General features: G+C 63.0%; 25 protein-coding genes. 11 read left to right on the forward strand and 14 right to left on the reverse strand.

The annotated features are described in order from the left end of the window. Window positions 1-317 precede the first annotated feature (317 nt). The 4 genes from K3A85_RS08325 to K3A85_RS18195 all read right to left on the reverse strand — a co-directional run bounded on the left by K3A85_RS08325 (window position 318) and on the right by K3A85_RS18195 (window position 3,901). Complete coding sequence (locus K3A85_RS08325; protein WP_225206051.1) at window positions 318-1,463, reverse strand: type II restriction endonuclease; 1,146 nt, start codon at window positions 1,461-1,463, stop codon at window positions 318-320. 97 nt (window positions 1,464-1,560) lie between these two features. Then, on the reverse strand, window positions 1,561-2,013 hold the full coding sequence (locus K3A85_RS08330) for a very short patch repair endonuclease (RefSeq protein ID WP_225206052.1): 453 nt from the start codon (window positions 2,011-2,013) through the stop codon (window positions 1,561-1,563). Further along, window positions 2,006-3,283, reverse strand: a complete 1,278-nt coding sequence (gene dcm / locus K3A85_RS08335; protein ID WP_225206053.1) for a DNA (cytosine-5-)-methyltransferase — start codon at window positions 3,281-3,283, stop codon at window positions 2,006-2,008. Before dcm ends, K3A85_RS08330 begins: the two co-directional genes overlap by 8 nt. Before the next feature lie 69 nt (window positions 3,284-3,352). Beyond that, a complete protein-coding gene (locus K3A85_RS18195) occupies window positions 3,353-3,901 on the reverse strand; it encodes a deaminase (RefSeq protein WP_225206054.1) in 549 nt (182 codons plus the stop codon). Between K3A85_RS18195 and K3A85_RS08345 the strand changes: the two genes are divergently transcribed. From K3A85_RS08345 to K3A85_RS08370, 6 genes are all read left to right on the forward strand, one after another. Next, window positions 3,889-4,656 carry a dCTP deaminase domain-containing protein gene (locus K3A85_RS08345; protein WP_225206055.1) on the forward strand — a complete coding sequence of 256 codons (768 nt, stop codon included), beginning with the start codon at window positions 3,889-3,891 and terminating at the stop codon, window positions 4,654-4,656. The two genes, K3A85_RS18195 and K3A85_RS08345, sit on opposite strands and share 13 nt — an antisense overlap. Before the next feature lie 126 nt (window positions 4,657-4,782). Next, entirely contained in the window at window positions 4,783-5,832 is a 1,050-nt protein-coding gene (locus K3A85_RS08350) for an endonuclease NucS domain-containing protein (RefSeq protein WP_225206056.1), read from the forward strand. Window positions 5,833-6,175: 343 nt separating this feature from the next. Beyond that, entirely contained in the window at window positions 6,176-6,388 is a 213-nt protein-coding gene (locus tag K3A85_RS08355) for a DUF5818 domain-containing protein (protein WP_225206057.1), read from the forward strand. Window positions 6,389-6,575: 187 nt separating this feature from the next. After that, window positions 6,576-7,142, forward strand: coding sequence for a hypothetical protein (locus K3A85_RS08360; protein ID WP_225206058.1), 567 nt, complete (start codon window positions 6,576-6,578; stop codon window positions 7,140-7,142). Window positions 7,143-7,195: 53 nt separating this feature from the next. Further along, complete coding sequence (locus K3A85_RS08365) at window positions 7,196-7,891, forward strand: hypothetical protein (RefSeq protein WP_225206059.1); 696 nt, start codon at window positions 7,196-7,198, stop codon at window positions 7,889-7,891. A 212-nt stretch (window positions 7,892-8,103) separates the two neighbouring features. Then, window positions 8,104-8,769: a transposase gene (locus K3A85_RS08370; protein WP_225206060.1), complete on the forward strand. Its 666-nt coding sequence runs from the start codon at window positions 8,104-8,106 to the stop codon at window positions 8,767-8,769. A 651-nt stretch (window positions 8,770-9,420) separates the two neighbouring features. Here the strand turns inward: K3A85_RS08370 and K3A85_RS08375 are convergent. Continuing rightward, window positions 9,421-9,687, reverse strand: a complete 267-nt coding sequence (locus K3A85_RS08375; RefSeq protein ID WP_225206061.1) for a sigma-70 region 4 domain-containing protein — start codon at window positions 9,685-9,687, stop codon at window positions 9,421-9,423. A gap of 480 nt (window positions 9,688-10,167) precedes the next feature. Then, window positions 10,168-10,800 (reverse strand): Crp/Fnr family transcriptional regulator, encoded by a 633-nt coding sequence (locus K3A85_RS08380; protein WP_225206062.1) that lies wholly within the window; start codon window positions 10,798-10,800, stop codon window positions 10,168-10,170. 104 nt (window positions 10,801-10,904) lie between these two features. On the opposite strand from K3A85_RS08380, the gene K3A85_RS08385 reads away from it, so the two are divergent. Together K3A85_RS08385 and K3A85_RS08390 are read left to right on the forward strand one after the other, a co-directional pair. Beyond that, window positions 10,905-11,747 carry a sterol desaturase family protein gene (locus tag K3A85_RS08385; RefSeq protein WP_225206063.1) on the forward strand — a complete coding sequence of 281 codons (843 nt, stop codon included), beginning with the start codon at window positions 10,905-10,907 and terminating at the stop codon, window positions 11,745-11,747. A 15-nt stretch (window positions 11,748-11,762) separates the two neighbouring features. Further along, window positions 11,763-12,350 (forward strand): HD domain-containing protein, encoded by a 588-nt coding sequence (locus tag K3A85_RS08390; protein ID WP_225206064.1) that lies wholly within the window; start codon window positions 11,763-11,765, stop codon window positions 12,348-12,350. 164 nt (window positions 12,351-12,514) lie between these two features. Here K3A85_RS08390 and K3A85_RS08395 read toward each other — a convergent pair whose 3' ends face one another. The 6 genes from K3A85_RS08395 to K3A85_RS08420 form a co-directional block, all read right to left on the reverse strand. Continuing rightward, window positions 12,515-14,050, reverse strand: coding sequence for a glycosyltransferase (locus K3A85_RS08395; RefSeq protein ID WP_225206065.1), 1,536 nt, complete (start codon window positions 14,048-14,050; stop codon window positions 12,515-12,517). Next, window positions 14,047-14,754: a class I SAM-dependent methyltransferase gene (locus K3A85_RS08400; protein ID WP_225206066.1), complete on the reverse strand. Its 708-nt coding sequence runs from the start codon at window positions 14,752-14,754 to the stop codon at window positions 14,047-14,049. The genes K3A85_RS08395 and K3A85_RS08400 overlap by 4 nt, the downstream gene beginning before the upstream one ends. A gap of 1 nt (window position 14,755) precedes the next feature. Then, window positions 14,756-15,796, reverse strand: coding sequence for a hypothetical protein (locus tag K3A85_RS08405; protein ID WP_225206067.1), 1,041 nt, complete (start codon window positions 15,794-15,796; stop codon window positions 14,756-14,758). Then, entirely contained in the window at window positions 15,780-17,096 is a 1,317-nt protein-coding gene (locus K3A85_RS08410; protein ID WP_225206068.1) for a DegT/DnrJ/EryC1/StrS family aminotransferase, read from the reverse strand. The genes K3A85_RS08405 and K3A85_RS08410 overlap by 17 nt, the downstream gene beginning before the upstream one ends. A gap of 215 nt (window positions 17,097-17,311) precedes the next feature. Next, on the reverse strand, window positions 17,312-18,088 hold the full coding sequence (locus K3A85_RS08415) for a TIM barrel protein (protein WP_225206069.1): 777 nt from the start codon (window positions 18,086-18,088) through the stop codon (window positions 17,312-17,314). Between the two features lie 81 nt (window positions 18,089-18,169). Then, window positions 18,170-19,798 (reverse strand): GMC family oxidoreductase, encoded by a 1,629-nt coding sequence (locus tag K3A85_RS08420; protein WP_225206070.1) that lies wholly within the window; start codon window positions 19,796-19,798, stop codon window positions 18,170-18,172. A 127-nt stretch (window positions 19,799-19,925) separates the two neighbouring features. Between K3A85_RS08420 and K3A85_RS08425 the strand changes: the two genes are divergently transcribed. Beyond that, the gene (locus K3A85_RS08425) at window positions 19,926-20,306 is read left to right on the forward strand and encodes a C-glycoside deglycosidase beta subunit domain-containing protein (RefSeq protein WP_225206071.1); all 381 of its coding nucleotides are present in this window, start codon (window positions 19,926-19,928) and stop codon (window positions 20,304-20,306) included. A gap of 20 nt (window positions 20,307-20,326) precedes the next feature. Then, window positions 20,327-21,322 carry a sugar phosphate isomerase/epimerase family protein gene (locus K3A85_RS08430; RefSeq protein WP_225206072.1) on the forward strand — a complete coding sequence of 332 codons (996 nt, stop codon included), beginning with the start codon at window positions 20,327-20,329 and terminating at the stop codon, window positions 21,320-21,322. A 15-nt stretch (window positions 21,323-21,337) separates the two neighbouring features. On the opposite strand, the gene K3A85_RS08435 is transcribed toward K3A85_RS08430, so the two are convergent. Both K3A85_RS08435 and K3A85_RS08440 read right to left on the reverse strand, forming a co-directional pair. Next, window positions 21,338-22,021: a TetR/AcrR family transcriptional regulator gene (locus tag K3A85_RS08435; RefSeq protein WP_225206073.1), complete on the reverse strand. Its 684-nt coding sequence runs from the start codon at window positions 22,019-22,021 to the stop codon at window positions 21,338-21,340. Between the two features lie 92 nt (window positions 22,022-22,113). Then, window positions 22,114-23,334, reverse strand: coding sequence for an MFS transporter (locus K3A85_RS08440; protein ID WP_225206074.1), 1,221 nt, complete (start codon window positions 23,332-23,334; stop codon window positions 22,114-22,116). 99 nt (window positions 23,335-23,433) lie between these two features. On the opposite strand from K3A85_RS08440, the gene K3A85_RS08445 reads away from it, so the two are divergent. Further along, the gene (locus K3A85_RS08445) at window positions 23,434-24,549 is read left to right on the forward strand and encodes a Gfo/Idh/MocA family protein (protein WP_225206075.1); all 1,116 of its coding nucleotides are present in this window, start codon (window positions 23,434-23,436) and stop codon (window positions 24,547-24,549) included. The last annotated feature ends 2 nt before the right edge of the window (window positions 24,550-24,551 follow it).

Raw genomic sequence — 24,551 nt, forward strand, 5'->3', positions numbered from 1 at the left:
ACTATTGCGGTAATCAGGCACCTGTTTTTGCTCTGTTAGCAGTGTCGATGCGGGCGCGATTTCCGGCCCATAGAGCGGCGCGGAATCGTGGCCAGCCCTCCGGCCTGCCTACGCCTCCCGCCACGCTCCGACAAACACCGGAGCGGAAAATCGCGGGGGGATCGCCGGACGGATCGCCGCCGCTGCGAACACGTCTGGGCGGCAATCCCGGTCCAACTGAAAGGGCCAGCCCCCGCTACGCAGTCGCCAGCCCACCTAGCTTGTCTGAGGTGCCTTCGCCCGAAAAGCAAGATCAGCCGCGATGGCTTGGCTTTCGCCTATTGTCGGCCAGCTACCAACTGAACGAAGCTGGCAACGTCCATCAACCACGCCTGTTGTGCCGGTCGATAGGTGCCGTGCAACGCGCGCGGGATCACCAGTTGCAGATTTTTGGCGCGCATTTCGTCGGTCTGGTTTTCTGAAATACCCGGCGCGAGCGTGAGGAGGTGCTTTTCGGGAATGCGGACTGCTTCCGACAAGACCTGCCGCCAGCGATCCTTCAAAGTGGACTTGGCCCCAAGCATCGTCAACCGATCAGGTGCGAACGCCGCATCGTGATACTCTGCGTGACCGGGAAACAGAAAATCGGGCTTGTTCTTGTTCTCCGTCTCCGCGCCGCGCGCATACCGGACGCCGTTCGCGGTGAAGAGGGCTTCCAGATGATTTTCCAGCGCCTGTCCGGCTCTGGCCTTGCGACGATTTTGCACACTCAGCGAGAAGCCCAAAAAGCCGTCAACATCGGCATCATCACCGGCAAGAAATCCATTTGCGATGCGTTCTGCGACGATCCGCCGCTCCAATCGCCGGAACAGCAATTCCTCACGTTCCATCCACGCCATGAGCGCAGCGTCCGGCGCATCCCGCGCCGATACGTTCGGCAGTGATGATCGGGCCAGATCGGAAAACACCCGCGTAGTGGGGAACTTTAGGCCAAACGGCGCAATCAGGCCGTCCAGCAGGTCCGCTTCCGGTTCATCTGCATCAATGCCAAGCTCATCGAGAATATAGCGGGCAGCAAAATCCAGTTCGCCGCTCGTGTCTGGCGTCAGTTCGCGTTGCTCGAATTGAAGTCCTGGCTGTTCGGACAACCCAAATAGCCATAGCAACTGACTCTGAATCGTCGTGCCGTCCGGTGTCACTATGAATAGCAGCCGATCATCGGGGCGGCGCGCGACAAAGAGAGTATCACCGGGCTGCATCATCTCGGTAACGGTGTTACTCTGATAATAAAGGCGCCATTCAGCCGAGCGTTTCGGGTCTTTAGCGCGGCTGTCATACCACGACAGCTTGCCTTCTTCTGAAACTGCCTCCTGCTCCGCACCCAGCCAGATGTAGGTCGCATCATAACGGGCATCTGCCCCGCCGCGCGGCGCGTTTCTGGTTTGCTCGCCCAGAATGCGGAGCAATACCTTGGAGCCGGTCACTTCATGCTGATTGGACAGAGGTGTAATGGTATCGACAACTGCAAGGCGCTTTGCCGCTATCGCGGTGAATTGATCTGACAGTAGCCCCCTGCGCACGTCAATTTCCCCTGATTTCCAACGATAGACTGTCTGATTCGAGCCAATTGCTACAGATGGCTAATACATCCTCTAGGGCGATGCGCGCGCGGCCTTTTAACGCGCACTCCCAAACAATGCCCACGCGCCAACTTTGGCTTATCAATGCCTCCACTGCCAGATGATCGAGTTCCTTATTCCGAGTGATCTTGGCTTGCCAGAAGTCGGTTCGCGTTGCTGGAATCCGGAACAAGTGGCAGTCATGCCCGTGCCAGAAACATCCGTGTATAAGAATCACGGCATTGTGCCGCCGCAAAACCATGTCTGGAGTTCCGGGCAGGCGACGATCATGAAGCCGGAAGCGAAATCCGAGACGATGCAGGCCACTTCTCAGAAGCATTTCCGGCTTGGTGTTTTTGCTTTTGATGCCCGCCATCATCCGGCTGCGGATCGCAGCCGAAACAATGTCAGCCATAGACCACCGCAATTTCGCGTTCGGGCCGGGTCACTTTCGCGGCTTCCGTGCGGGCAGGCTGCGAGGCGATTGCGGTCCGCAAATATGGCTCCATTGCCTTGGCTATGAACTCCACCACGGGCACCACCACTGCATTGCCGAATTGCCGGTATGCCTGAGTGTCTGACACCGGGATACGAAAACGCCTGTCGCCACGATCAAAGCCCATAAGGCGCGCGCATTCCAGAGGAGTAAGGCGGCGCGGACGCTTCCCCGGTTGGGCAATCAGCACTTCCGATCCATCCTTGTAATAGCGCGCTGACAAGGTGCGGGCGACATCGTCCGGGCCGAACAAGCTGAATCCGAAACCATTGCCCTTAGCCAGATGCTTCTCCTTGTAGCCCTGCAAATACTCCCAGAGGCGGGGCGTCAGCGTGTATTTGGGATCAACCTCCTCGTGCGGTTGAAGAATGCTGCCTAGCTTGGGGCCGCTGGCTTTATCGGGCACTTTCAGGGCGTTGATGTCAAAGGCAGTCGGCTCCCGGAAGCCGACGATGAAAATGCGCTCCCGCTTCTGCGGCACCCACGGCTCCGAGCTGATGACGCGGCTCTGGACATGGTAGCCAAGCTCCTGCCGCAAAACGTGCATGATCGTGGCGAAGGTTCGTCCCTTGTCGTGGCTTTCGAGGTTTTTGACGTTTTCCAGGACAAACGCAGCCGGTTGGTGGTGGGCGATAATCTGGGCGGTATCAAAGAACAGCGTGCCTTGCGTGTCGCACAGAAATCCATGCGGGCGACCAAGCGCATTCTTTTTCGATACCCCCGCGATGGAGAAGGGCTGGCAGGGAAATCCTGCCAGAAGCACGTCATGCTCTGGGATCGTCTCTGGAGCCTTGGAAAACTCCCGGATGTCACCGCCGATAGGGTGGTTGTCGCGAAAATTGAAGGCGTAGGTTTTCTGGGAGTTGACGTCCCATTCGGACGTGAATACGCAATGACCGCCGATGCTCTCGAAGCCGAGACGCAGCCCGCCGATCCCGGCGAACAAGTCTATAAACCGGAATGATGACGCTGCGTCATTTGCGCGAGCCTCACGCGCCGCCTCCCGAAGAACGCTCAACGCGAGGGCGCTAGGCCGACTGTCTCCGCTGGCGTAGCGATATGCAGTCCGCTCCGACACCTTAATGCGTTCAGCAGCCTCTTCGAGGGTGAGACCAGCCTGATCGCACAAGTGCTGAAAATCACTTCTTTTGCCTACAATTCGCATCGGTGTCGCCTTGTCCTGTGTCATTTTTTGACACTGTGACGGACTCTGACCCGGATGGCAAGCGTTTTGTTCTCTTAATGTTCCATTTGGGGGTCAGTCGGTTGGGGAAGGATCGAACACTGGGGGAAGGTAGCGAACCGTGATCCCTGCCTCCCGCATGATTTTTAGCGCCGCGCGCTGGGCGTCGATCCACCGCGCTTCGCCTGCGAAGCCACTCGGAAAAACTGCTCTAGTGATTCCAGACCAGACTATCGCACGCGCACAATCGCTACACGGAAATCGCGTGCAATAAATTGTTGAACCGTTTAAATTGTGACCGGCGAGAAACGCTTTGAAGATCGCAGCGCGCTCAGCGTGCTCAATTACATGATACCTATCGTCGGCCTCCACGGTCTTTTCACTGCGCGAATAGGCCTCGCGAAGTCGCGGAGGCAACACGTTTGCAGACCGCGTAATTTCTCCCTCTTCGCCCACGAGAACGACGCCCACACCCGACTGAGCGACGTGCCTCGCCTTCGGATCGTCCGATTTTGATCGTTCACGAAAGGCCTCATCGAGATAGAACCGATCAGCCTCTGTTCTTCCAGTAAATCGCGAGATAGCATTGCTCCAGGGTACGGGGGACGACCATGGTGTTAACATCGCAGGAGGTGAGAGGGAAAGGGATCGTCGTCGGGCGCGTTCCGGAAGGGGAGCGACCTACCACCTATGATGCGACGGTCGGCTCGATAATTCGGGGCGGCGTGGAAATCAACGGTCCGACCTACACCCTTGAGCCTCGCCAGATCATCTGGCTTGTTTCGCAGGAGACGTTCGACATCGGTGACAGCGTAACGGGCTTGGCGACACTGAAGACACAGTGGACCCACCAAGGCGTTCTGGCCTTGAACGTGGGAATCGTTGATCCCGGCTGGAACGGTCCGTTGGCAACGGCAGTGGTAAACTTTAGCAATAGCCCCTTTGAAATAAAAAGAGGCATGCCATTCCTGCGCTTACTATTTCATTCTCACGCTGCAATCCCAGCAACCGAATTGAGGTCCAAAACCGTCTCAAAGTCCGATTATATCAGGCAAACCTTGGGGCAGTCCCGTTCATTTGCTCCAACATTCTTGGATATGGACGATCTATCTCGCACCGTTGCGGACCGAGTTCTGGGGCTGCCAAGGTGGGGATTAATTTTGGCCTTCATCGCTGTTGTAATTGGACTTTTTGCTATCTCCATCCCGGTGGGCGTAGCCATTTGGACGGATGGGAATGGGGACAAGGCGAAAATCGCAACCTTGGAAGCGAAGGTTCAGGGACTGGAGGACCGCCTGACACAACCGAAGATTGACCCTGCAAAGTGTCAGCAGGGAAACCTGAATGGGCGGAAAAGGCTGATTTGCCCGCCTGAATGAAGCACCATTGAGCCGCTGCCTTGCGCAACAAGAGGGGAAGCGAATTGTCATGAAGAAGCGGCAGGCGATGCGGGATGTATTGAACCAGCTGCCGCTGGCGACGCAGCCACGGTGTAAGGCGCAACAATGACGACCCTTTTCAAAGTCCAAAACGGCCAACTGGTCCGAGCCGAGCGCCGCGCGCTGTCGCAGGAGCGCATGATTGAAGATTGGGTGGCGGCTGATCCCTCGCTGCTGGGGCTGGACGCGCTGATCGTCGGTCGGCAGGTCGCCACCGAGCACGGCAAGTTCATTGACCTGCTCGCACTGGACCGTTCCGGCGGACTGGTCATCATCGAACTCAAGAAGGATCGCACCCCGCGCGACATCGTGGCGCAGATACTTGATTATGCCACATGGGTCCGAACGCTGACCACGCCAGCGGTTTATGAACTGGCCGAACGCCACCTTGGCACCCGGCTGGCCGCCACGTTTCAGGAGCGGTTCGGCGAGCGCATCCCTGAACAACTCAACGGCACGCATTCCATGCTGATCGTCGCCAGCGAGCTTGACCCAGCATCGCGGCGGATCGTGGAATATCTGTCGGAGGAGCACGGCGTCGCTATCAACACCGCCTTCTTCAACATGTTCGGGGCCGATGGCTCCGAATGGTTGACAACCGACTTCCTGCTGGATCAGGCCGCTGTCGAGGAACGGTCAGAGCGGAAGGTGCGCGCGCCCTGGTCGGGCTTCTATTTCGTCAACGCCGGGCTTGGCGATCACCGCTCATGGAAAGACATGCGGCGCTATGGCTACGTACAGGCCGGTGGCGGGCGCGTGTATTCAAGCAAGCTCGATCAACTCCATGAAGGCGACAAGATTTTCGCCTATCACAGCGGCGCAGGCTATATCGGCTATGGCGTTGTGACTGCCGAGAAGGTGCTCGCGAGCGAGTTCGAGACGGCGAACGGCCCTCTGTTCGAACAGCCCTTGGATGGACCCGCGATCAAGTCGCGATCCAGCGACCCGGACCTTGCCGAATATGTGGTGGGCGTCGATTGGAAAAGGGCATTCGACGTGGACGAAGCGCGCAGGTTCCAAGGGATTTTTGCCAACCCACTTGTCGTTTGCCGCCTTCGCGATCCGGCAACGGTGGATTTTCTAGTGCAGGAGTTCGGTGTTCAAGCCGAAGGCTGAAGCCCTCCAGACCGTGGAAAGTTGTTTGCTCCGGTCCGTTATTCGTCAATAAGCGGAGGCGGAGCCGCCACGCACGGCTCTGGGGATTGATACCCCCACACAAGCGGATCGTGCTGGCCGTGACAGCACAACTCTCTGACCCTATGGTCGGGGAGCCTTTGGCGTATGTCCAGGGCTTCCCAGCCTAAAGGCCAAGGGGCCGTCTTGTGCGGTGTATCAACTCCCCGATCACCAAGGATCAGATGTGGAGCCACGCGGGGGCGCACCGCGACGGCTTCCGGGGAGAAGCGCCCATGCCGAGAGGCACGCGCCATGTTGAAACCGGCATCTTGCGCTTGGGCCGATGGGGCTACGAGTTAGAGATGGAAGGAGGGGCATCTGGCGGTTGGACGTAAGTTGGCCTGTTCGACGATTGATTGGCCAAAGGGTAATCGTCGAGGGTATGCGAGCCGGATTTGATCTGCTGGACGTTGCCGAAGTGCGACCCGCCAACTCAGCGTCGCCCAAAAGAAGATGGCACGGTCGCTTCTTTGCTTACATCACCGGTTGGCGATAAATTTTTGCCTTGGGCAGGAGCCTGTCCAAGCAATCACATCTTTTCCCCAGCCCTGTTACGTGCATGCAACTATAGCGTTGTCACCGCTTGATCGTTCTTGTAATGTTCGGCTTCAAACTGCATGGAGCCGCCGCCTGTGGCAAAACAACCGACCTCCAAGTCTGGAACGTCTCGCATTAGATTCATCATGCTTGACGCCGAAATTCCAGAGGGCGATCTTAGCCAAATCACTTCTGCCATACAGAATGCGCTCAAGCCCGCGACGACGATTATTCAGCAGCGCATCCCCGCTCAAGCACCAGCCGCCTTAGGCAATGAGGCCCAGGTTATTGAATTTGAAGCAGAGGACGAAGAAGGAGAACTGTCGGGAGAGCATGAAACGAGCACTCAACCATCGCGTTCAACGCGGGAGCCTCGCGTTCGCAAGCCCACCGCTATGAAGGTGCTCGACTTGGATCTGACAACCGAACCCTCATTCGAGAGCTTCGTTCACCGTCATCCTCCAAAGAATGACACCGAGCGCAATTTGGTAGCCTTGGCTTGGTTCAAGGAGCATCGTCCCGACGAAACCGTAACAGCGAACCACGTTTACACCTGTTATCGCGCGGCCAAGTGGCCTTCGGGAATCGAAGATTTTTCAGCAACATTGAGAAGTCTCAAGAAGCAGCAGCTTGTGACGAGTCCTGGTCGCGGCCAGTTCGCGATTAATCATCTCGGAATCGCGCGAGTTGACGAGATTGGGACGAATGCTTGATTAGCATTAGTGACTTTGCTGGTTCTGCGCCCGGCTTCTACCGCAATTCGGCGGTGGATCAGCTTCTCGCGCTCGCTTGGTTCATCGAGGCCAAGCAGCAGAGGCAGAGTTTCGACGGTGCATATATGCGCCAGTGCTTTCGCGATGTCGGCATCGAACCGCCGGATATGAGTGTCTATTTGCCGCGCCTTGCATCAAAAAAGCCTCCTCAACTTGTGAAGGAGAAGGGTGGCTACAGGCTCGCTGGATCGGTGCGCCGCTCGCTAGACACTCGCTTGGGCGGCGATCCTACCATTATAGCCGTAGCGAAAACGCTTACAGACCTGCCCCAGCAGGTGCCCGACCTAGAGGAACGTGAATTCCTTACCGAAGCCCTGAATTGTTACCGCGTCCGGGCATACCGAGCCACAATCATAATGGCATGGAATCTCACATACGACCACTTGGTGCGATGGGTGTTCGCAGAAGCTGGACGGCTCGCAGACATGAACAAGGGGATTGCAGGAAAATATCCGAAAAAAGGACTGGTGCTCGCGAGGCATGAGGATGCAGATGAATTGAAGGAGTCCGAGTTTCTCGAAGCAGCCCGGACGGGTGGATTGTTAGACAAAAACACGACGCAAATTCTGAAGGAAAAGTTGGGCAGGCGTAACATGGCAGCTCACCCCTCCCGCGTGACGATCACCCAACACTCGGCAGACGAGATGATTATGGACCTCGTTACGAACGTGATCCTGAAACTGGTGTAAGAGCTAGCGCCAAAACGGGTGAAAAATCGCAACCTTCACCCGTCTTCATCAGAAAAAGCCACGTTTTACGTGCTTGTTCGAATCCCTCCCGCTCCGCCATGGTCTTTCCAGCAGAAACGAGGCTGCGACTTTCTGCCGTAACGGTCGCAATTGCGTTGGCCCGCAGGCCGGGGGCGATTGACGCGACGGGCGGATGGTGTTGGAATAGCGCGATGGCGCGGCTGCCTCGCATGGTCCTTCCCGGCATCCCGCATCATGTCACGCAGCGGGGTCATCGGCGTGAGCGGACATTCTTCGAAGATGGCGATTATGCGCTCTATCTCGATCTGCTGTCGGAAGGGGCCTTTCGTTACGGGGTCGAGGTCTGGTCCTATTGCTTGATGCCCAACCACGTGCATATCGTGGCGGTGCCGCGCGACGGCGAGGCGCTCGGCGCGACGTTTCGCCATGTGCACCGCCATTACGCCGGATACGTGAACGCGCGGATGCGGGTGACGGGGCATGTGTGGCAGGGGCGCTTCGGTTCGGTGGCGATGGACGAGCAGCATCTCCATGCCGCATTCCGCTATGTCGCGCTCAACCCGGTACGCGCCCGACTGGTGGCGCGTGCGCAGGACTGGCGGTGGTCGAGCGCAAGGGCGCACATCGCGGGCCAGGACGATCACGTGGTCAAGGTGGCCCCCGCGCTCGAGCGGATCGGAGACTTCGCGAAGTTTCTGGGAGAAGAGTTCGATGAAGCCTTCACCTACGCGGCCTTGCGCAAGGCCGAAAGTCTCGGCCGCCCCGTGGGATCGCGCGAATGGCTCGAGGACATGGAACGCAGGACGGGGCTGGCGCTCCTGCCGGGCAAGCGCGGACCCAAGCCGAAGGGCAATTAGGGGTTATCGCACCTGTCACCGTAATCCCAAATCAGGATTATAATTATGGAAAATGATATATGGTATATAAAAATTCTGGGCGGATATATGCCTTGCAATATGAAAGGAATTTTATTTCAGATATTTATAGTAATATCTTGCATATCTTCCTTTCCGCTTGCCACGTTTATAGGGAAATTATTTGGGATTGATGCTGGAATTATCCCATTTATTGTTATATTTCCATTGATTGCATTTAATGTCGTAATGATAAATCGTCACAGTTGACTGACATCGGATTGGCGGTGACAGAGCACTAAATCAACTGGGAAATTGAACTGCGCTCTGTTTTAGGCATGGTTCGGCTTGCCTGGTTTGGTGCTTCCCCTGACCGACCGGACAGACTGCCCTCTGGAATCCACCACTCACGGTACACTCCAGCCAAGCGCGCAGCATCCCTTGTCCGAGGTGTGTCTGGCGTGCTGAAGAAGCACACCGAACACGGCGGTCCGTACCCCTAAAGCGGTGTGATTCCAGAGGCTTGTCTGCTGCGTTGCGGATTGCAGCCCGCTGCAGTGGCGACGGATGACCGCTCATCCTGTTGTAATCGCGCCTTTTATCGGCTGCAGTACGCTGCAACGGCGGGATGTGCTGGCGTGGTGGCGGCTGCCTTCAGCCGGTGTCGGCCTGGCCCCGCGCGGCGTTCGCCAGGAGCATGATGGCGGCGGCGATGTGGGCCTCGACCTCGCGCGGGGCGAGGTCCAGCTTACCGGCGATGCGGGCACAGGGCAGGCCATCGAAGAGGCGCATCACGAACACCGTGCGGGTTGGTTCGGGCATGGCGTCGAGCGCGGTGGCCATGCGGGCGAGCCGGCGGCGTGTCGCCCACCACGCGCTGACGCGCGCCCACGGGTAGGGAGAGGGTTCAGGCGCGGTCATGGCGCGGAGGGAATTACGGTGGGGAGGGAATTACGGTGACAGGTGCGTAAACCCCTAAATCGGGAATTACGGTGACACTTTACCGCATCCCCTAATTTGCTTTGCTTGCTCCACGGCACGGCTTTCCGGAGCGGTGGTTCCGGGGCTTGCCCATCACCTGACGCAGCGTGGTGACGGTCGCCAGCGAACGTTCTTCGAGGACGCGGATTTGCGCGCTGTACCTCGATTTGCTGTCGGCGGCGGCGGAGCGGGCGCATGGGCAAAAGCGCGGCCCCCGGCCCAGGACGGGGGATGGGGCGTGATGCCGCAATGCGATGCGGCGGTGTGAGGCGCCTCGATCCGGTCGCTCGCAGCGCCGTCTATTCCGGTCAAGGTCGGTGGCGATGCCGGCCCCGTCAGGGCGACCCTGCCCGAGGGGCGCCTGTCCCGCAGCCAGCGCCGCCAAGTGGGGACCGGTTCGCATCGGACTGGCAGCACCAGCTAGAGCAGTGCGGCCAGGCCGTCCGGGTCGGGAACGGCGATGCGCCGGTAGTGGAGCTGGATCAGCCCGCGCGCTGCCAGAGCGCGCAGGATCTGGCCCGCGGTGATCCGTGACACGCCGATGTGTTCGCCAAGGGCCTGCTGGCTCATCGTGAGCGTCGTGCCATCCCTGCGCGCCATGTCGACCAGCAGCCGGATCACGCGTTGCCGGGCCGAGAGCAGGCGCTCCTCCTCGATGCGATCAAGTGCAGCTCTGAGCTGGCTCGATACCGATTTAAGCAGCCAGCGTGCGAATTCGGGTTCGCTCGCGAGCAAGCGTTCGATCAGCGAAGCGCCGATGCGGACAAGTGTGGCATCAGCTTCGGCAACGGCATCGACCTGCCGCGATACCCCCGCAAAATAGGCCAGTTCGCCGAACAGATCGTTCGGTCCGAGAATCCCGAACACGGTCACGTTGCCGTCGGGAGTGAACCGGCACAGCGTAACAGTGCCGGACCGGATCAGCCAGAAGCCGTCGCCTTCGTCGCCTTGCTGCTGGATCATTGCGCCTGCGGCAAAGTGGCACACCGTGCCCTCGCGCAGGAGCAGGTCGGCCAGCTTGCCCTCGGCCCGCGTCGGGGCAATTTCCGACAACTGATAAGTTCTTTGCATTCTTTCCCCTGATGCCCGGATAGAGCCACTGACGCAACAGGGCAGCAGCCGGAGCAAGGCCGCGCCGAGGTGCGAGGAGAGAGGCCATGCCGATTTCGAACTGGATCGTCCTGGGGATCTACGTGGCCTTCGGCCTCGTCGAACTGGTTCGATCAGACCTGTTCACCAAGCGCGAGCAGTGCAGGAACGACGGGATCGTCGAGACGATTTCGACGGTGCTGCTGCTGACGGTGACGCAGCCATCGATCATCCTCCTGGTAAATTGGCTGGGATTGCGCTGGTTTCCGCAATATCAGGGCGCCCTTTCCGGTCTCGGGTTCTGGCTGGCGCTGCCGCTCTTCCTCGTGTTCGAGGACATGATGCAGTACTGGTGGCACCGCGCCTCGCACAGCTTCGCCTGGCTCTACAACCTGCACCGCGCGCACCATAACGCCCGCTACATGAGCGTGCGGCTCGTCTACCGCAACAACATCATCTACTACGCGATGATGCCCAGCATCTGGCTATCGGGCGTGCTGATCTACCTTGGCCTCGGCTGGTTCTATGCCGGCTATCTCATCGTCAAGATGCTGGTGATCATCGGTGCGCACAGCGACGTGGCGTGGGATGCGCCGCTCTACCGGATCAAGTGGCTCTCGCCGGTGATGCGGGTGGTGGAGCGCACGATCTCCACGCCGGCGACGCACCACGCGCATCATGGCCGCCATCTCAGCGATCCCGCCGTGCACTACAAGGGCAACTACGGGAATCTCCTGTTCTTCTGGGACGTGCTGTTCGGCACCGCGAAGATCACCCGCCGCTATCCTGGAAGCTACGGGGTGGAGAACCTGCCCGATGCGACGCTGGGCCAGCAGCTGCTTTGGCCGATCTTCCCCGAGAATACCGACAGGGACCGCGCCGTGCCCGGCGCCTCGCCGGCAGCAGCCTGACAAAAGGAACGCACGATGGACACCCTGATCAACCGCACCGCCACGTTCCATTCGATGGCGGACTGCACCCAGCAGGACTGGGACATCATCATGACCCACATGAAGCCGTTTGCCGCAAACGGCGGGGCGCGGATTCTTGATCACCTGCGCCTGCTCGACGGGGATTGCGGCGGCTTTGCCGTCGACCGGCTCACCCATTGCCTGCAGACGGCAACCCGCGCCCACCGCGACGGCCGTAGCGAGGACTACGTGGTGATGGCCCTCCTGCACGATATCGGCGACACGCTGGGCGCCTACAACCACGCCGAGATCGCGGCGGCCATGATCAAGCCCTTCGTCTCGGAGGAACTGCACTGGATTACCGAGCAGCACGCCATTTTCCAGGGCTACAACTTCTTCCACTACATCGGCCTCGATCGCGACAAGCGCGAAGCCTTCCGCGGCCATCCGCACTTTGAGGCCACCGCCGAGTTCGTCGAACTCTACGATTGCCCGGCGTTTGATCCCGCTTACGATTCCGCGCCGCTGTCGTTCTTCGAACCCATGGTCATGCGCTTGTTCGAACGCCCTAGCGGCGGGCTCTACAAGGCAGCGATCGACTGACGGCTTAGCGCCCCGGTTGCACGTAGGTCGGCAACCGGTCGCCTTGGCCAGCGAACGAGCTTCGCTGATAGGCTTATTGAAAGTGATCGGCCGGCGCGCGCTCGGCCCGGGCGTTTCGCCAAGCGGAGACGGGTTCGCTTTCTATCGACGGCGGCGCGCAGCGTTCATTTGCCAGCGCGCGCGAGCCGCTCGGGAAGTGGTGTGCGGTCGTCGAGCGCGTAACCGACGACGCCGCCGATGAAGGCGGCTTTGGCGAGCGCGTATCCCCAGCCCGTGCAGCCCGCTGCGATTTCGGCAGCTTCGATAGTGGTGCCCGTCCGCACGATCTCGATTTCCTTGAGGAGGACGCTGGCAAGGCACACCCGGATCGTGAGTGACCCCGCATTCGTGAGGATGCGGGGCAGGGGCCTCGCGAGGTCGATGCTCACCGCAAGTTTCCCGCTGGTCGCCGGACGCTTGAACAGCGCGGCCATGAGCAGGGGGTGCGGCCCTGCCCGCGGGCGCAGTTCGCGTTCGAGCAGGTGCCAGTCGATCCTTTCGTGGAGCGCTGCAAGGCGGCTGGCGGGGTCCGCCGGCAGACCGTCAGCAAGCATTTCGTCGTCGAGCCAGGCGGAACATGTCGGCCCGTCAGCCTTGATCACGAGGCGAGGGTAGACTGTCCGCTCCAGCAGGAGCGACACCGCTGTCCACCCAAGGCCGGATCTCGCGATCGCGGCGATCGCGGCGGATGCGGACAAGCCGCTGTCGCCGACATGGAAAGGCAGGGCGCCGAGTGCCGTCCCGCTCCAGCGGACATCGAGCTCGACGGTCTCGTTCGGGGGCGCGATGTGGAGGTGGCCCGCAGAAATTGCCGCCAGATCGATCTCGATCCGCCGCGGCGGCGCCTGAGGCTCTGTCGCCGGCCGTGCGACCCATTGCGCCTCCCTGGCGTCGCGCGCTTGCCCGAACTCCTCCCGCCACGCCGGTGGGCCGTGCGCGATGAGCGCGTCGTAGAAGCGGATCAGGCGCTCGTGCTGGTCCGCGCGCGACAGCCCGGACCAGTATCCGCCAGCGTGGACGCGGTAGGCGGCCATCACCTCGGGCAGGTAGCCGATATGGCCATGACGAAGCGCGGCGAGGTAAAGCGCCCAGTCTCCGAACTCGACCTTTTCGAACCAGTCGGGAAGCGGCTCGAGCGCGGAGCGGCGAACGAGCGGACTGGGTCCCGGAATGTAGTTCGTGCGCGACAGGCTGCGATAGTCGCCGATCAGGGGCGCTGGGTTCAGCTCCGCGAACGATGCGCGGACGATCTCGCCATCCGCATCGATGACCGAAACATCATGACAACACAGCGAGCAGGCGCTGTCGCTGCGCAGGAAAGCGACTTGCACCGCAAGCTTGTCTGGGCGGGTCCAGTAATCGTCGCCATCGAGGAAGGCGACGAACTCGCCTCGCGCCTTGGCAATGGCGCGGGTGGTTACTTCGTTGGTATTGAGGTTCTGCGCAGAGCGGATCGGGACGATGGTCGGGTGCTCGGCGGCGAAGCGTTCGACGATGTCCCAGGTGCCGTCGGTCGAGTGATCGTCGGTCACGATCAGCTCGAATGCGAAGGGCGCCTCCTGCATCAGGACGCTTTCGATCGCCTGGGCAATGAAGCGCGCATGATTGTAGGTCAAGAGGACGACCGAAACCAGCGGCCGGCTGTCGACGGGCGCCGTCATCGTTGATGCGGACGGGCGCCGATGAAGAGGCCGCGATCGAACAGGCCCTTCGGATCGTATCTGCAGGTAAGCCCGTTGCGGGCGAAGGCGGCCTCGTACTCGTCCTGCCGGAACAGGCCCATGCGATGAACTTCGCGGAACTGCTCGACGCCCGCCGGCGTCCCCACCGTGTAGTGGATGTCGAGCACCGAGACATCGCCCTCGCGCCCGTTGAGGTAGATCCAGCTGATCTTGAGGTCCGGTTCGTCGTGGAAGTTGCCGGTGAGATGGCCCTCCCAATACGTCTCGGGCCCGAACCAGGGTTCGACGATGAGCAGGCCGCCCGGCGCGACGTGCCGGGCCATCGCGGCGATGGCCTGCTCCATCCGCTCGCGCGTCTCGACATAGGCGATGGCGCTGAACAGGCAGGTGACGACGTCGTAGGTGCGGCCGGTGTCGAAGTCGGTCATGTCGGCGACGCGGATATCTGTCGCAGGGTTGCGCTCGCGCGCAACCGCGACCAGTCCGGCGTCGAGATCAAGCCCGGCGACTTCGAACGTGCGTCCCAGCGTTTCGAGATGCCGCCCGGTGCCACAGCCGACATCGAGCAGGGTCCGCGCATCGGGGCATTCCTCCCCGATGATCTTCGTCAGCGTTCGCGACGCGCCCTCGTAGTCCTTGAACGAATAGAGCGCGTCGTAGAAGCGGGCCGTCTTGGTGAACATGTCAGTCCTGTGTCGGGAGATGGTAGGCCGGGAAGAAGGCCGTGTCGGTCGGAACGCGGGAGGCGGAAACCAGCTGCCAGTATCGCTGCGGGTCGAAGATCGTCCGCAAGGGCCGGATGGGAAGTTGCGCAGGCCCGAAGCGGCGCTTGAACTCCGCGATCGCATCGTCTGCGCGGATGCCGCCGCCGAGGTTGAGGCTGCGCGCGCCCGCCGCCTGCAGGGCAGGGATGGCCTCCCAGATGAGGTTGGCCGACCAGACCTGACCTTGGGACGTCGAGACGTTGTACAGGTAATCCGCGACGCCGTCGGCGAGGCCGAAGAGTGATACCGCCTGAATCTCGCCGTCGATGCGCGCCGCCACAGCCACCGTCTGCGGCGAAGCAAGCAGCGTGTCCCAGGCTTCCGGGGACAGATGCATGAGCTTCGCGGCGTTCCTGGCCGAGAAGAACGCCGGACTCTCGCGCGTGAGAAATGCCGCCGCGCCTTCCTTGGCGATGCGGATGTCGCTGAGCGGTGGCGAGGGTCTTCGGAGCTGGCGTCGCCGGCTCTGGGACATGCGAGCCAGCAGTTCCGACGGCGGCTGCGACAGGTCGAGCACGTAGGCTACGCGCGCGTCCGCTACCTTGGCGGGAGGACAGGGATCGGGCAGCGCCGGATGCAACTGCACGTAGGCGCAGACCCAGCCGAAGTTGCGGCCCACGCCCTGCCAGAGTTGATCGAAACCATCGACTTCGCCCGAAACGGCAAACCCCGAAAAGCCCGGCGGCGTGAAGACATCGGTCTCGCCTGCGTACGCGCGCATCGCCAGCGGGCACGCCAAGCGAAAGCGGGCGCTCTCGCAGACGAGCAGGCGCACGTCGATGCCGGTCGAGAGGGCAAAGGCGCGGTTGGCGGCGTGGGAATGGTTGAACGCCTGGCGCAATCCCGCGAGGGCGGCCGTCCACTCGCCATCGGCGTCCAGCCGCACCAGCCGGGCCGCGACGTCGCTGGAAGCAAGCGTAACGGTCTGCGGGCTCGCCGCGCGATCAACGGCCAGCCGCATCCACTCTCTCCTCGGGTAGGGCATGCGCATCGCGGATCGCCGCTGCTTGCTCGCCCGCGCTTGCGATGATCTCGCAGATGCGCTGCACTTGATCGATGGTGATGCTTGTGCCGGTGGGAAGACACAGGACTTCGCGACAGGCCCGTTCGGTCGCGGGAAGCGTCAGCCGCCGGTTTTCCGACAGGTGCCGGTAAGGTTCGGCCTGATGGCCGGCAGGATTGAAATAGCGACGGGCGAGCACGTTCTCGGCGCGCAGCACGTGGTACAGCGCATCGCGGTCCAACGGAAACGCGTCCGTCACCGTAAGCACGACGTAGTTGCGCGAATTGGCTTCGTTGCGCGGGTACGGCAACAGCGCAAGGCCCTCCGTTCCGCGCAAGTGCGCGGCATAGGCGTCATGGATGCGCAAGTTGTGCGCGAAGATCGCATCGGCGCTCGCGAGCGAGGTGATCCCCATCGCCGCGCAAACTTCGGGCATCTTGGCGTTGATGCCCCAGGAGTCGATCTGGTCCTCGCCGGCGAAGCCGAAATTGACGAGCAACCTGAGCTTGTCGGCGAGCGCCGCATCGCGGGTGGTGATCGCGCCGCCTTCGAAGCTGTTGATCGCCTTCGTCGCATGGAAGCTGAACACTTCCGCATTGCCGAAGCCGCCGACCGGCACGCCGTCACAGGTTGATCCGAAAGCCTGCGCGGAATCGAACAGCAGCTTCATCCCCCGCTCTTCGCAAAGCTGCTCGAGCGGCGCGATGTCGCAGGGATTGCCCCAGAGATGGACCGCCACGACGGCGGACGTGTCCGGTTCGATCCGGGCAAGCACGCTTGCGCAATCGATGTGATGGGTGCGTGGGTCGATGTCGGCAAACAGCACGCGGAGACCGGCAAGGCGCATCGCATGAGCTGTGGCGATGAAGCCGAAAGCGGGGACGATCACCGAACCCGACAGGCCGAGCGCTATGGCGGCGAGAGCCAGCCCGCTCGTCGCGTTATTGACCACAACGCAGTGCTCGACCTGCAGGCGCTCGGATATCTGCCGCTCGAACTGCGCCACCAACGGCCCGTAGTTGGTGAACCGGCGCGAGGCGAGCACCTGCTGCGTCAACGCGAGGAATTGCTCTTCGGACCCGACATTGGGCCTACCCACATGCAGGGGTTCGGCAAACGCCGGGTGTCCGCCGAGAATGGCAAGTTGCCTCATGCGGCGCGAATCTCGATGCGTGGCAAACCTGGAACCCTCCGCGCCCGCTCCCCCGCTGACCGTTATTGTATTGGAGCAGGTTGTCAGCGGATCGGGCCAAGCCAAGGACGGGAATGAGCACCTGGAGCGTCTGGTTCCCCATCGAACCGAATATTATGAAGATCGTTTGGCGATCCGGTCCTATTCTCCCAGGTGATGTCGCTTGCTAGCGGGACTGCTTCAGCATGCCGGCAGGTCGAATGCGCAAAGAAGTCGGCAAAGCAGGGGAGGGCTGAAGCCGATTAGCTCGCCCGCCGACCAGTCAGCAACCGGTTCAACGCTCAGGACGCGCGGACAAGCTCCTGGAACCACTGCAGCGACTGGGCCGACGGGCTCGAGGGGTGGCATTCGAGGCCGATCGTCCCGGTGTAGCCGAGCTGTGCGAACAGCGCGAGTTGCGCCGGCCAGTCGATCGCGCCCGAGCCGGGCTCGCCGCGGCCCGGGGCATCGGCGACCTGGATGTGCCGGACCAGCGGCATCGCCGCCGGCAGGACCACCGCGGGATCCTCGCCCTCGACGATCGAGTGGTAGAGATCGTAGATCAGCCCGATCCGCGGCGAACCGACCATCCGGGCGACCGCCACGCTGTCTTCGGTGGTCGAGCACAGCACGCCCGGATGGTCCATGCGGGTATTGGCGCTTTCCAGCAGGATCGTGACGCCGCGCTCCTCGGCGATCGGCACCAGCATTTCCAGCGCGTCGGCAAGGATGCGCAGCTGCACCGGCCGCTTGAGCCAGGGAACGCCGCGGCCCGAGGTGACCACCACGTTGCGGCAGCCGAGCGCGAGCGCATCGTCGGCGGCGCGGCGGAAGATGTCGCGGAAGCCTGCGTGGGTCGCCGGATCGACCAGCTGCGTCACGTAGTCGGCGATCGTGCTGATCAGTTCGACGCCGTGGGCGTCTATCGCCTGCCGGATCGCGGCGAGGTCGCGTCCCTTGAGCAGGAACAGCTCGATCTTGCGGAAGCCCGCCTCGGCGGCGGCGGCGATGCGGTCCTCGAGCCGGTCACCGGCTTCGGTAAAGCCGTATTCGAGGTTGATCGACAGGTCGTAGGTCACGGCCGGGTGGTCCTTTCCAAGAGGCGTTGGCGAGGTCAGCAGGGATGCGGCAAAGGGCGGGCAGGGCGGCGGTCGCCTTCGTCACCCCGGGCGATCGGCGAGGATCAGCTCGGAGGCGCGTTCGGCAACGGCAATGACCGGGCCGTTGGTGTTGCCCGAGACCGGTGTCGGCATGATCGACGCATCCACTACCCTGAGCCCTGCCATGCCGTGGACACGGCAGCGGCCATCGGTGACCGCGTGGGCGGGATCGGCGCCCATCGCGCAGGTGGCGCTGCCGTGCAGGCCGGATTCGACCATCTTCGCCAGTTCTGCCGCGATGGCGTCGTCGTCCTGCACGTCCGGTCCCGGCATGCGCTCGGCGCCGATGAACGGCTTGAGCGGGTCGGACAGGGCGATGGCGCGGAACAGCTTGAACAGTTCGACCGCCTTGGCCCGGTCATAGGGATCGGACCAGATCGCGCCGTCGATGAGGGGCGGGGTGCGGAAGTCGGGGTCGACGAGAGTGATCGAGCCGCGGCTGCGCGGGCGCAGATGGTAGCCGGAGAACGTGAGCCCCGGATTGGGGGTAAGCGGGCTGCCCGGCCGCGCCGCCATCTCGTTGACCGTGCGCATCGCGAAGGGCGCGGCGGCGACCTGGAAATCGGGCCAGTCCGCATCGACGCCTTCGCTGGCGATCAGCCCGGTGAGCGGCATGCCGACGCGGGCCAGCGCGCCCTTGCCGGTGAGGTAATACTGCAGCGCGTTACGGTAGAGCCGCCAGCCGAAGAACTCGCGGTTGGTGCCGGGGTTGTTGTGCAGGTCGAACGAGACCCCGAACTTCTGGTGGTCGGCAAGGTTCTGGCCGACCGCGGGCAGGTCGTTGACCACCGGGATGCCGAGTTTCTGCAGCGCCGCGCCCGGCCCGATCCCCGAGAGCTGGAGCAACTGGGGCGAGCCGTAGACGCCGGCGCACAGGATCACTTCGCCGGCGCAGGCAACATGCCGTTCCATGCCGTTCGTCTCGACCACCACGCCGGTTGCGCGACCGGCGACCGTAACCACCCGCTTGACCGCCGTGTGCATCGCGATGGCGAGGTTCCGCCGGCCGCGAACCGGCAGCACGAAAGCCTTGTAGGTGCTTTCGCGGACGCCCTTGCGATCGACCGTGTACTGGCTTCGCCCGACCCCGTGGGCGCCGGGCGTGGTGATGTCGTCGAGCCAGGGCATTCCTTGCGTGGCGAAGCCCTCGACCAGCGCGTCGAAGACGGGGGACGAGTAGGTCGATGCGGTGATCTGCAGTTCGCCGTCCCGGCCGCGACCGGGGTGGGCGCCGGGTTCGCGGTAGCTTTCGAGCCTGGCGTAGCAACGGGCGATCTCGTCCCAGCCCCACCCGGTGATGCCGTGGTCCGACCAGCTGTCGAAATCCTTGGGCATGCCGGTCAGATACCAGGTCCCGTTGATCGACGAGGACCCGCCCATGCCGCGGCCATAGGTGTGGATCCCGCCGCGCATGCCCGGGCGCTGCTGGACCGGGAACACCCGGAAGTAGGCGGGGTTGCCCATGATCTTCACGAAGCCGCCGGCCATCTTGATGAACGGGTGCTGGTTGTCGCCCCCGTCCTCGATCAGCAGGACGCGGTTGCGCGGGTCGGCGGACAGCCGGTTGGCGAGGACGCAGCCGGCCGATCCGGCCCCCACGATGATGTAGTCGAATTCGCTGTCGTTCACCGCGCTCACCCCGGACCCCTGCGTCGGCAGGACTAGAACTTTTATTCGCTTTCCAAGAGCACGCGGCTTGACCCGCTGTCAAGCAGCAATTAGAACCATACTTCTAATTATTGACGGGAGATGCCGAATGTTGCCGGTCGAGCGTTTGATTGGAGAAGAGGGCGTTTGCGCCCATCCGCGGGGAATCAGGCTGGCGATGCGCTTGCCCTGGTATCGCTCGCTGCCGTTCTCGACCGTCGAGGTGGCGGCGGTGTCGCTCGACGGAGTGGCCGCCGATCTCTCGGATGCGGTCGTTGAGTACGATGGCAAGTCCTGGCCGCTGGCGCAGAACGGGGAGAAGGTGGACGAGTTCTGGTTCGTCCGCGACAGCGCGTTCCTCGTCCTTCCCGCGGGGGAAATCGAAGCAGGGCGCGAGGTCGCCCTGTCGCTGACGATCAACATCAGCCCGCCGTACATCCCCGGAATGACCCGCACCAACACGCAGGTCGCAACGCTTCGCGTCGCCTGAGCCAAGGAAGGAATGCTGCCATGACCGTCGCGCAAGGACCGAACATCGGTGTTTCGCTCTATTCCTTCACCAACGAGTGGCTGAGCCGGCAGTTCGACCTGCCCGCGCTGCTGCATGAAGTCGACCGGCGCGGGCTGGGTCCTAACATCGAAATCATCGGGTTCCAGACCTTCAAGGAGTTTCCCGACGTCAGCGACCGGTTCGCTGCCGAATTCCGCGAGCTGATCGCGGCGCACAACCTCAATCCGGTTTCCTGCGCGATCAATTCGGACCGCTTCCTGAAGCCCGGGCAGCAGCCGATCGACGATGCCGCGCTGGTCGAATACCACAAGCGCCAGCTGCGTTCGGCGGCGAAGATGGGGTTCTCGCTGGTGCGCTACCAATTCGCGCTGCCGGTGCACCTGCTTCCCGAGATCGCGCCCTATGCCGGCGACCTGGGGCTGCGCATGGGGGTCGAGGTCCACGCCCCGATGTGGGCGCGCCATCCGGCCGTGCTGGCCTATCGCGACATGTACGAGAAGCTGGACACCCCGGTCCTGGGCTGGATCCCGGACTTCAGCGGCACCGCCAGCCGGATTCCGGCGAGCATGCTCGACGCGGCGCGCGCCGCCGGGGCGGCGGAGAGCCTTATCGACCTGCTCCAGGATATCTGGCTCGAACCCGGCATGAGCCATGAACGCGCCGGCAAGCTGCGCGAGATCGCCCTGCGCGAAGGCCATGCGCCCGCGCACATCCAGGCGGCCAGCCTCGCGTTCTTCATCCTTGCCAACAACGACCCGCTGAGCTGGGCCGAGATGGTCGACCGCACCATCCACATCCACGGGAAGTTCTACGGGGTGAGCGAGGACCTGGTCGAGGAAGCGATCGACTATGGAGCGATTCTGCCGCTGTTCCGCGACGGAGGCTTTACCGGCACGATGGTCAGCGAGTGGGAAGGCCACGCCTACGACACCCGCGATGCGTTCGAGCAGGTCGAGCGGCACCACGCGATGTGCAGGAAGATCCTCGCGGGCTGAGCCTTGCGGGAATGGCTACGACGCTTGGAGATAGGCGAGGGACATCCGTCCCAGCTCACGCTTCAGCGTCGTCCAGTCCTGGTTGTTGACCGATTCCCGCGTCGATCCGAGGCTGAGCTGGCGGGCGAGCGTGGCGAAGATCACGGCATAGGCCGAGTTCGCGCGGACCTCGCGATCCTCGCCCGCCAGTTCGGGATAGGCCAGCATGGCCTCGACCGACCGCGTCGCCGAGCGCAGGGCGGCGGCCTTTCCGGGGATTGCCACCTGCGGGTCGTGCTCTGCGCGGATCATCGACAGGCGCAGCAGGGCTGCGTGCTCGGATAGGATCGCGGCGTAGGCCTCGACGAACTTCGGGACGAAGCTCGCCAGGTCGCCGGACGACGCGGCAAGCCGAGCGAGCATCGCCGCTTCGTCGTTCTCGAGCGCCTGCATGGACTCTGCCAGCACGGCGCGGACGAGGTTTTCCTTGCTTTCGAAGCGAAGGTAGATCGACCCGATCGAGACGTTGCCGCGCTTGCTCACCTCGATCAGCGTGAAGTCCTCGCTGCTGCGCTCGATCATCAGGTCGCGCGCGGCCGCCAGCATTCGTTCGAGCGAGGCCTTGCTGCGGCCCTGCTGCGGGGTGCGGCTCATCGTCTCGACCGTGAATTCGGCCGGCGCCGTCGCCTTTCTTGCGCGAGGCCTCGTCGAACTGGTCATGGTCTGGCGTTATCCCCGCAAGAGCGATGAATTGCAATGCAGTCGCGAGCGATAGCGGCCAGCGGTCGCGATGCCAACCCGCCCGGGCGCGCTCAGATCGCGGCGGTGCGGCGCGAGACCATCAGCAGCAGCGCCCCGCCGACGAGCGCGGTAAGGCCGGCGAGCGTGAAGGCTGCGTGCATCGAGCCGGCCCGGGCCGCGACGGTGCCCACCACGACCGGCGAGATCGCCTGGCCGAGGAAGAAGGCGCTGGTCCAGACGCCCATGCCGCGCCCGCGGTGCTCGAACGAGAACTTGCTCTGCGCCCAGGCGATCAGCGCCGGGATGGCCATGCCCGCGCCGGTCTGCTGGACGGCAAGCGCGAACTGCATCGTGCGGACGTCGTGCGCCACGCCGATCCCGGCAAGGCCGAGGCCGAGGATGACGAGGAAGGTGCTGATCTGGATCGCGTTGCTCCACCGCGAGACGAAGCGGAACAGGACCGCGCCGAGCAGGATGAACAACGCGGGGATGGCGGTCGCCTTGCTCACCGCCATCGGATCGGCGAGGCCGATTTCCTGCCAGGCGATGCTGCCGTTGACGATGAAGACGTAGTAGAGGATCGAGACGAACAGCGTGAGACCGGCAACGAGGGCCGCCTCGCCCGCCGGAAAGCGGCTGCCCGACGCCTGCCCGTCGCTGCCATTGCCGCCGTCGCGGGCGTCGCCGGCGAGAGGTGAGGCAGCGCGCTCCGGCTCGAACAAGGTGAAATACATGGCGAAGAAGATCGGGAACGCGACGAGATAGACCAGGAAGCCCGCGTTCCACTGGATTGCGGCGACCGCACTCACCAGGATGAATACCAGCGGCTGCAGGGCCGGCCCGATCATTCCTTGCAGCATCAGCCAGTTGCGGCGACCATTGTCGTCCCAGTAGTCGGCGATCAGGGTGTTGACGATGGTCAGGATCCCGGCCTCGCACACGCCGAGGACGATGCGCGTGCCGATGATGGCGCGCAGGGAATCGAGCAGGTACGGGGCAGCGCCGAGCGCGCCGTAGAAGAACGTGCAGACCAGCAGCAGCGGTCGTCGACCGAACCTGTCTACGAACAGGCCGGCGAACGGCGCGAGCAGGGCGATCGCGTAACCGGGCGCGGTGACCATCTGGGGCACGAGGATCGGCGCGTCCGGGTCGTCGTGGAAGTGCGCGATGATCGCCGCGACCACAGGGAACATCGCGATGATCGCGAAAACCGGCAGGAACGCCGCCAGAACGATCGTGAAGCCCTGCGGCTTGAGTGTCAGCGACCGGTAGAAATCCCGCAAGAACTGCATGCCCCTCTCCTCGGCGTGCCCGCCGCGTTTGTGCTTGACGGGGTTCGGGGTATCAAAATAGAATAAGAATTACAAATGTTATCGGCAGAGGGAGCGGAAATGCGGCGGTTGCGGCTTGGCATGATCGGCGGCGGGCCGGGAGCCTTCATCGGCCCCGTGCACCGCATCGCGGCGGAACTCGATCGCGAAATCGCGTTGGTCGCAGGCGCTTTCTCGAGCAGTGCGGAGCGTAGCCGCATCGCCGGCGAGACTTACGGCATCGACGTCGCGCGGGCCTATCCCGACGTGGCGACGATGCTGCGCGAGGAAGCGCAGCGCGAGGACGGAATCGACTTCGTCTCGATCGTCAGTCCGAACCATCACCACCTTCCGGCTGCGCGCGCCGCGCTTGAGGCAGGCGTGCCGGTGATGTGCGACAAGCCGGTCACGGCGACGCTGGCCGAGGCGCGGGAACTCGCCGCGCTGGCGCAAGCGGCGGGGCTTCCGTTCGGCGTGACCTATACCTATTCCGGCTATCCGCTGGTGCGCGAAGCGCGGGCGCGGATCGCCGCGGGCGAACTCGGCACGATCCGCAAGGTGGTGGTCGAATATCCGCAAGGCTGGCTGGCCGGCCCGGCGCAGGGCAAGCAGGCCGAATGGCGGGTCGACCCGGCGCGCGCGGGGCTGGGCGGCTGCATCGGCGACATCGGCGTCCACGCGTTCCATCTGGCCGAATTCGTCACTGGCCTCAGGGTCGAATCGCTGCTTTCGGACCTTGGCGCGGTGGTCCCCGGGCGTCTGCTCGACGACGATTGCGCGATCCTGCTTCGGTTCGACAACGGCGCGCGCGGGGTCCTGCTCGCCAGCCAGATTGAGGTCGGTGAACTCAACGGGCTGCGCATCCGGATCTACGGCGAAAAGGCCGGGCTTGCGTGGAAGCAGGAGGAGCCCAACGCGCTGACGATCGCCGGCCTCGACGGGTCGAGCCGGACGATCCGTGCCGGCACCGGGCTGCTCGGGCCCGATGCGACGGCAGCAACCCGCACGCCGGGCGGTCACCCCGAGGGATACCTGGAGGCTTTCGCCAATCTCTACCGCGACTTTGCCGCGCTTCTGCGCGGCGAAGCGGCGCCCCTGCTGCCCGGTATGGCCGACGGCCTGCGGGGCATGGCGTTCATCGATACCGCTGTCAGCGCCAGCCGCGACAATGCCGGCTGGGTCAAGCTTCCGGCCTGAAG

This window comes from Novosphingobium huizhouense (assembly GCF_020179475.1).
In the GTDB taxonomy this organism is placed as follows: Bacteria; Pseudomonadota; Alphaproteobacteria; order Sphingomonadales; family Sphingomonadaceae; genus Novosphingobium; species Novosphingobium huizhouense.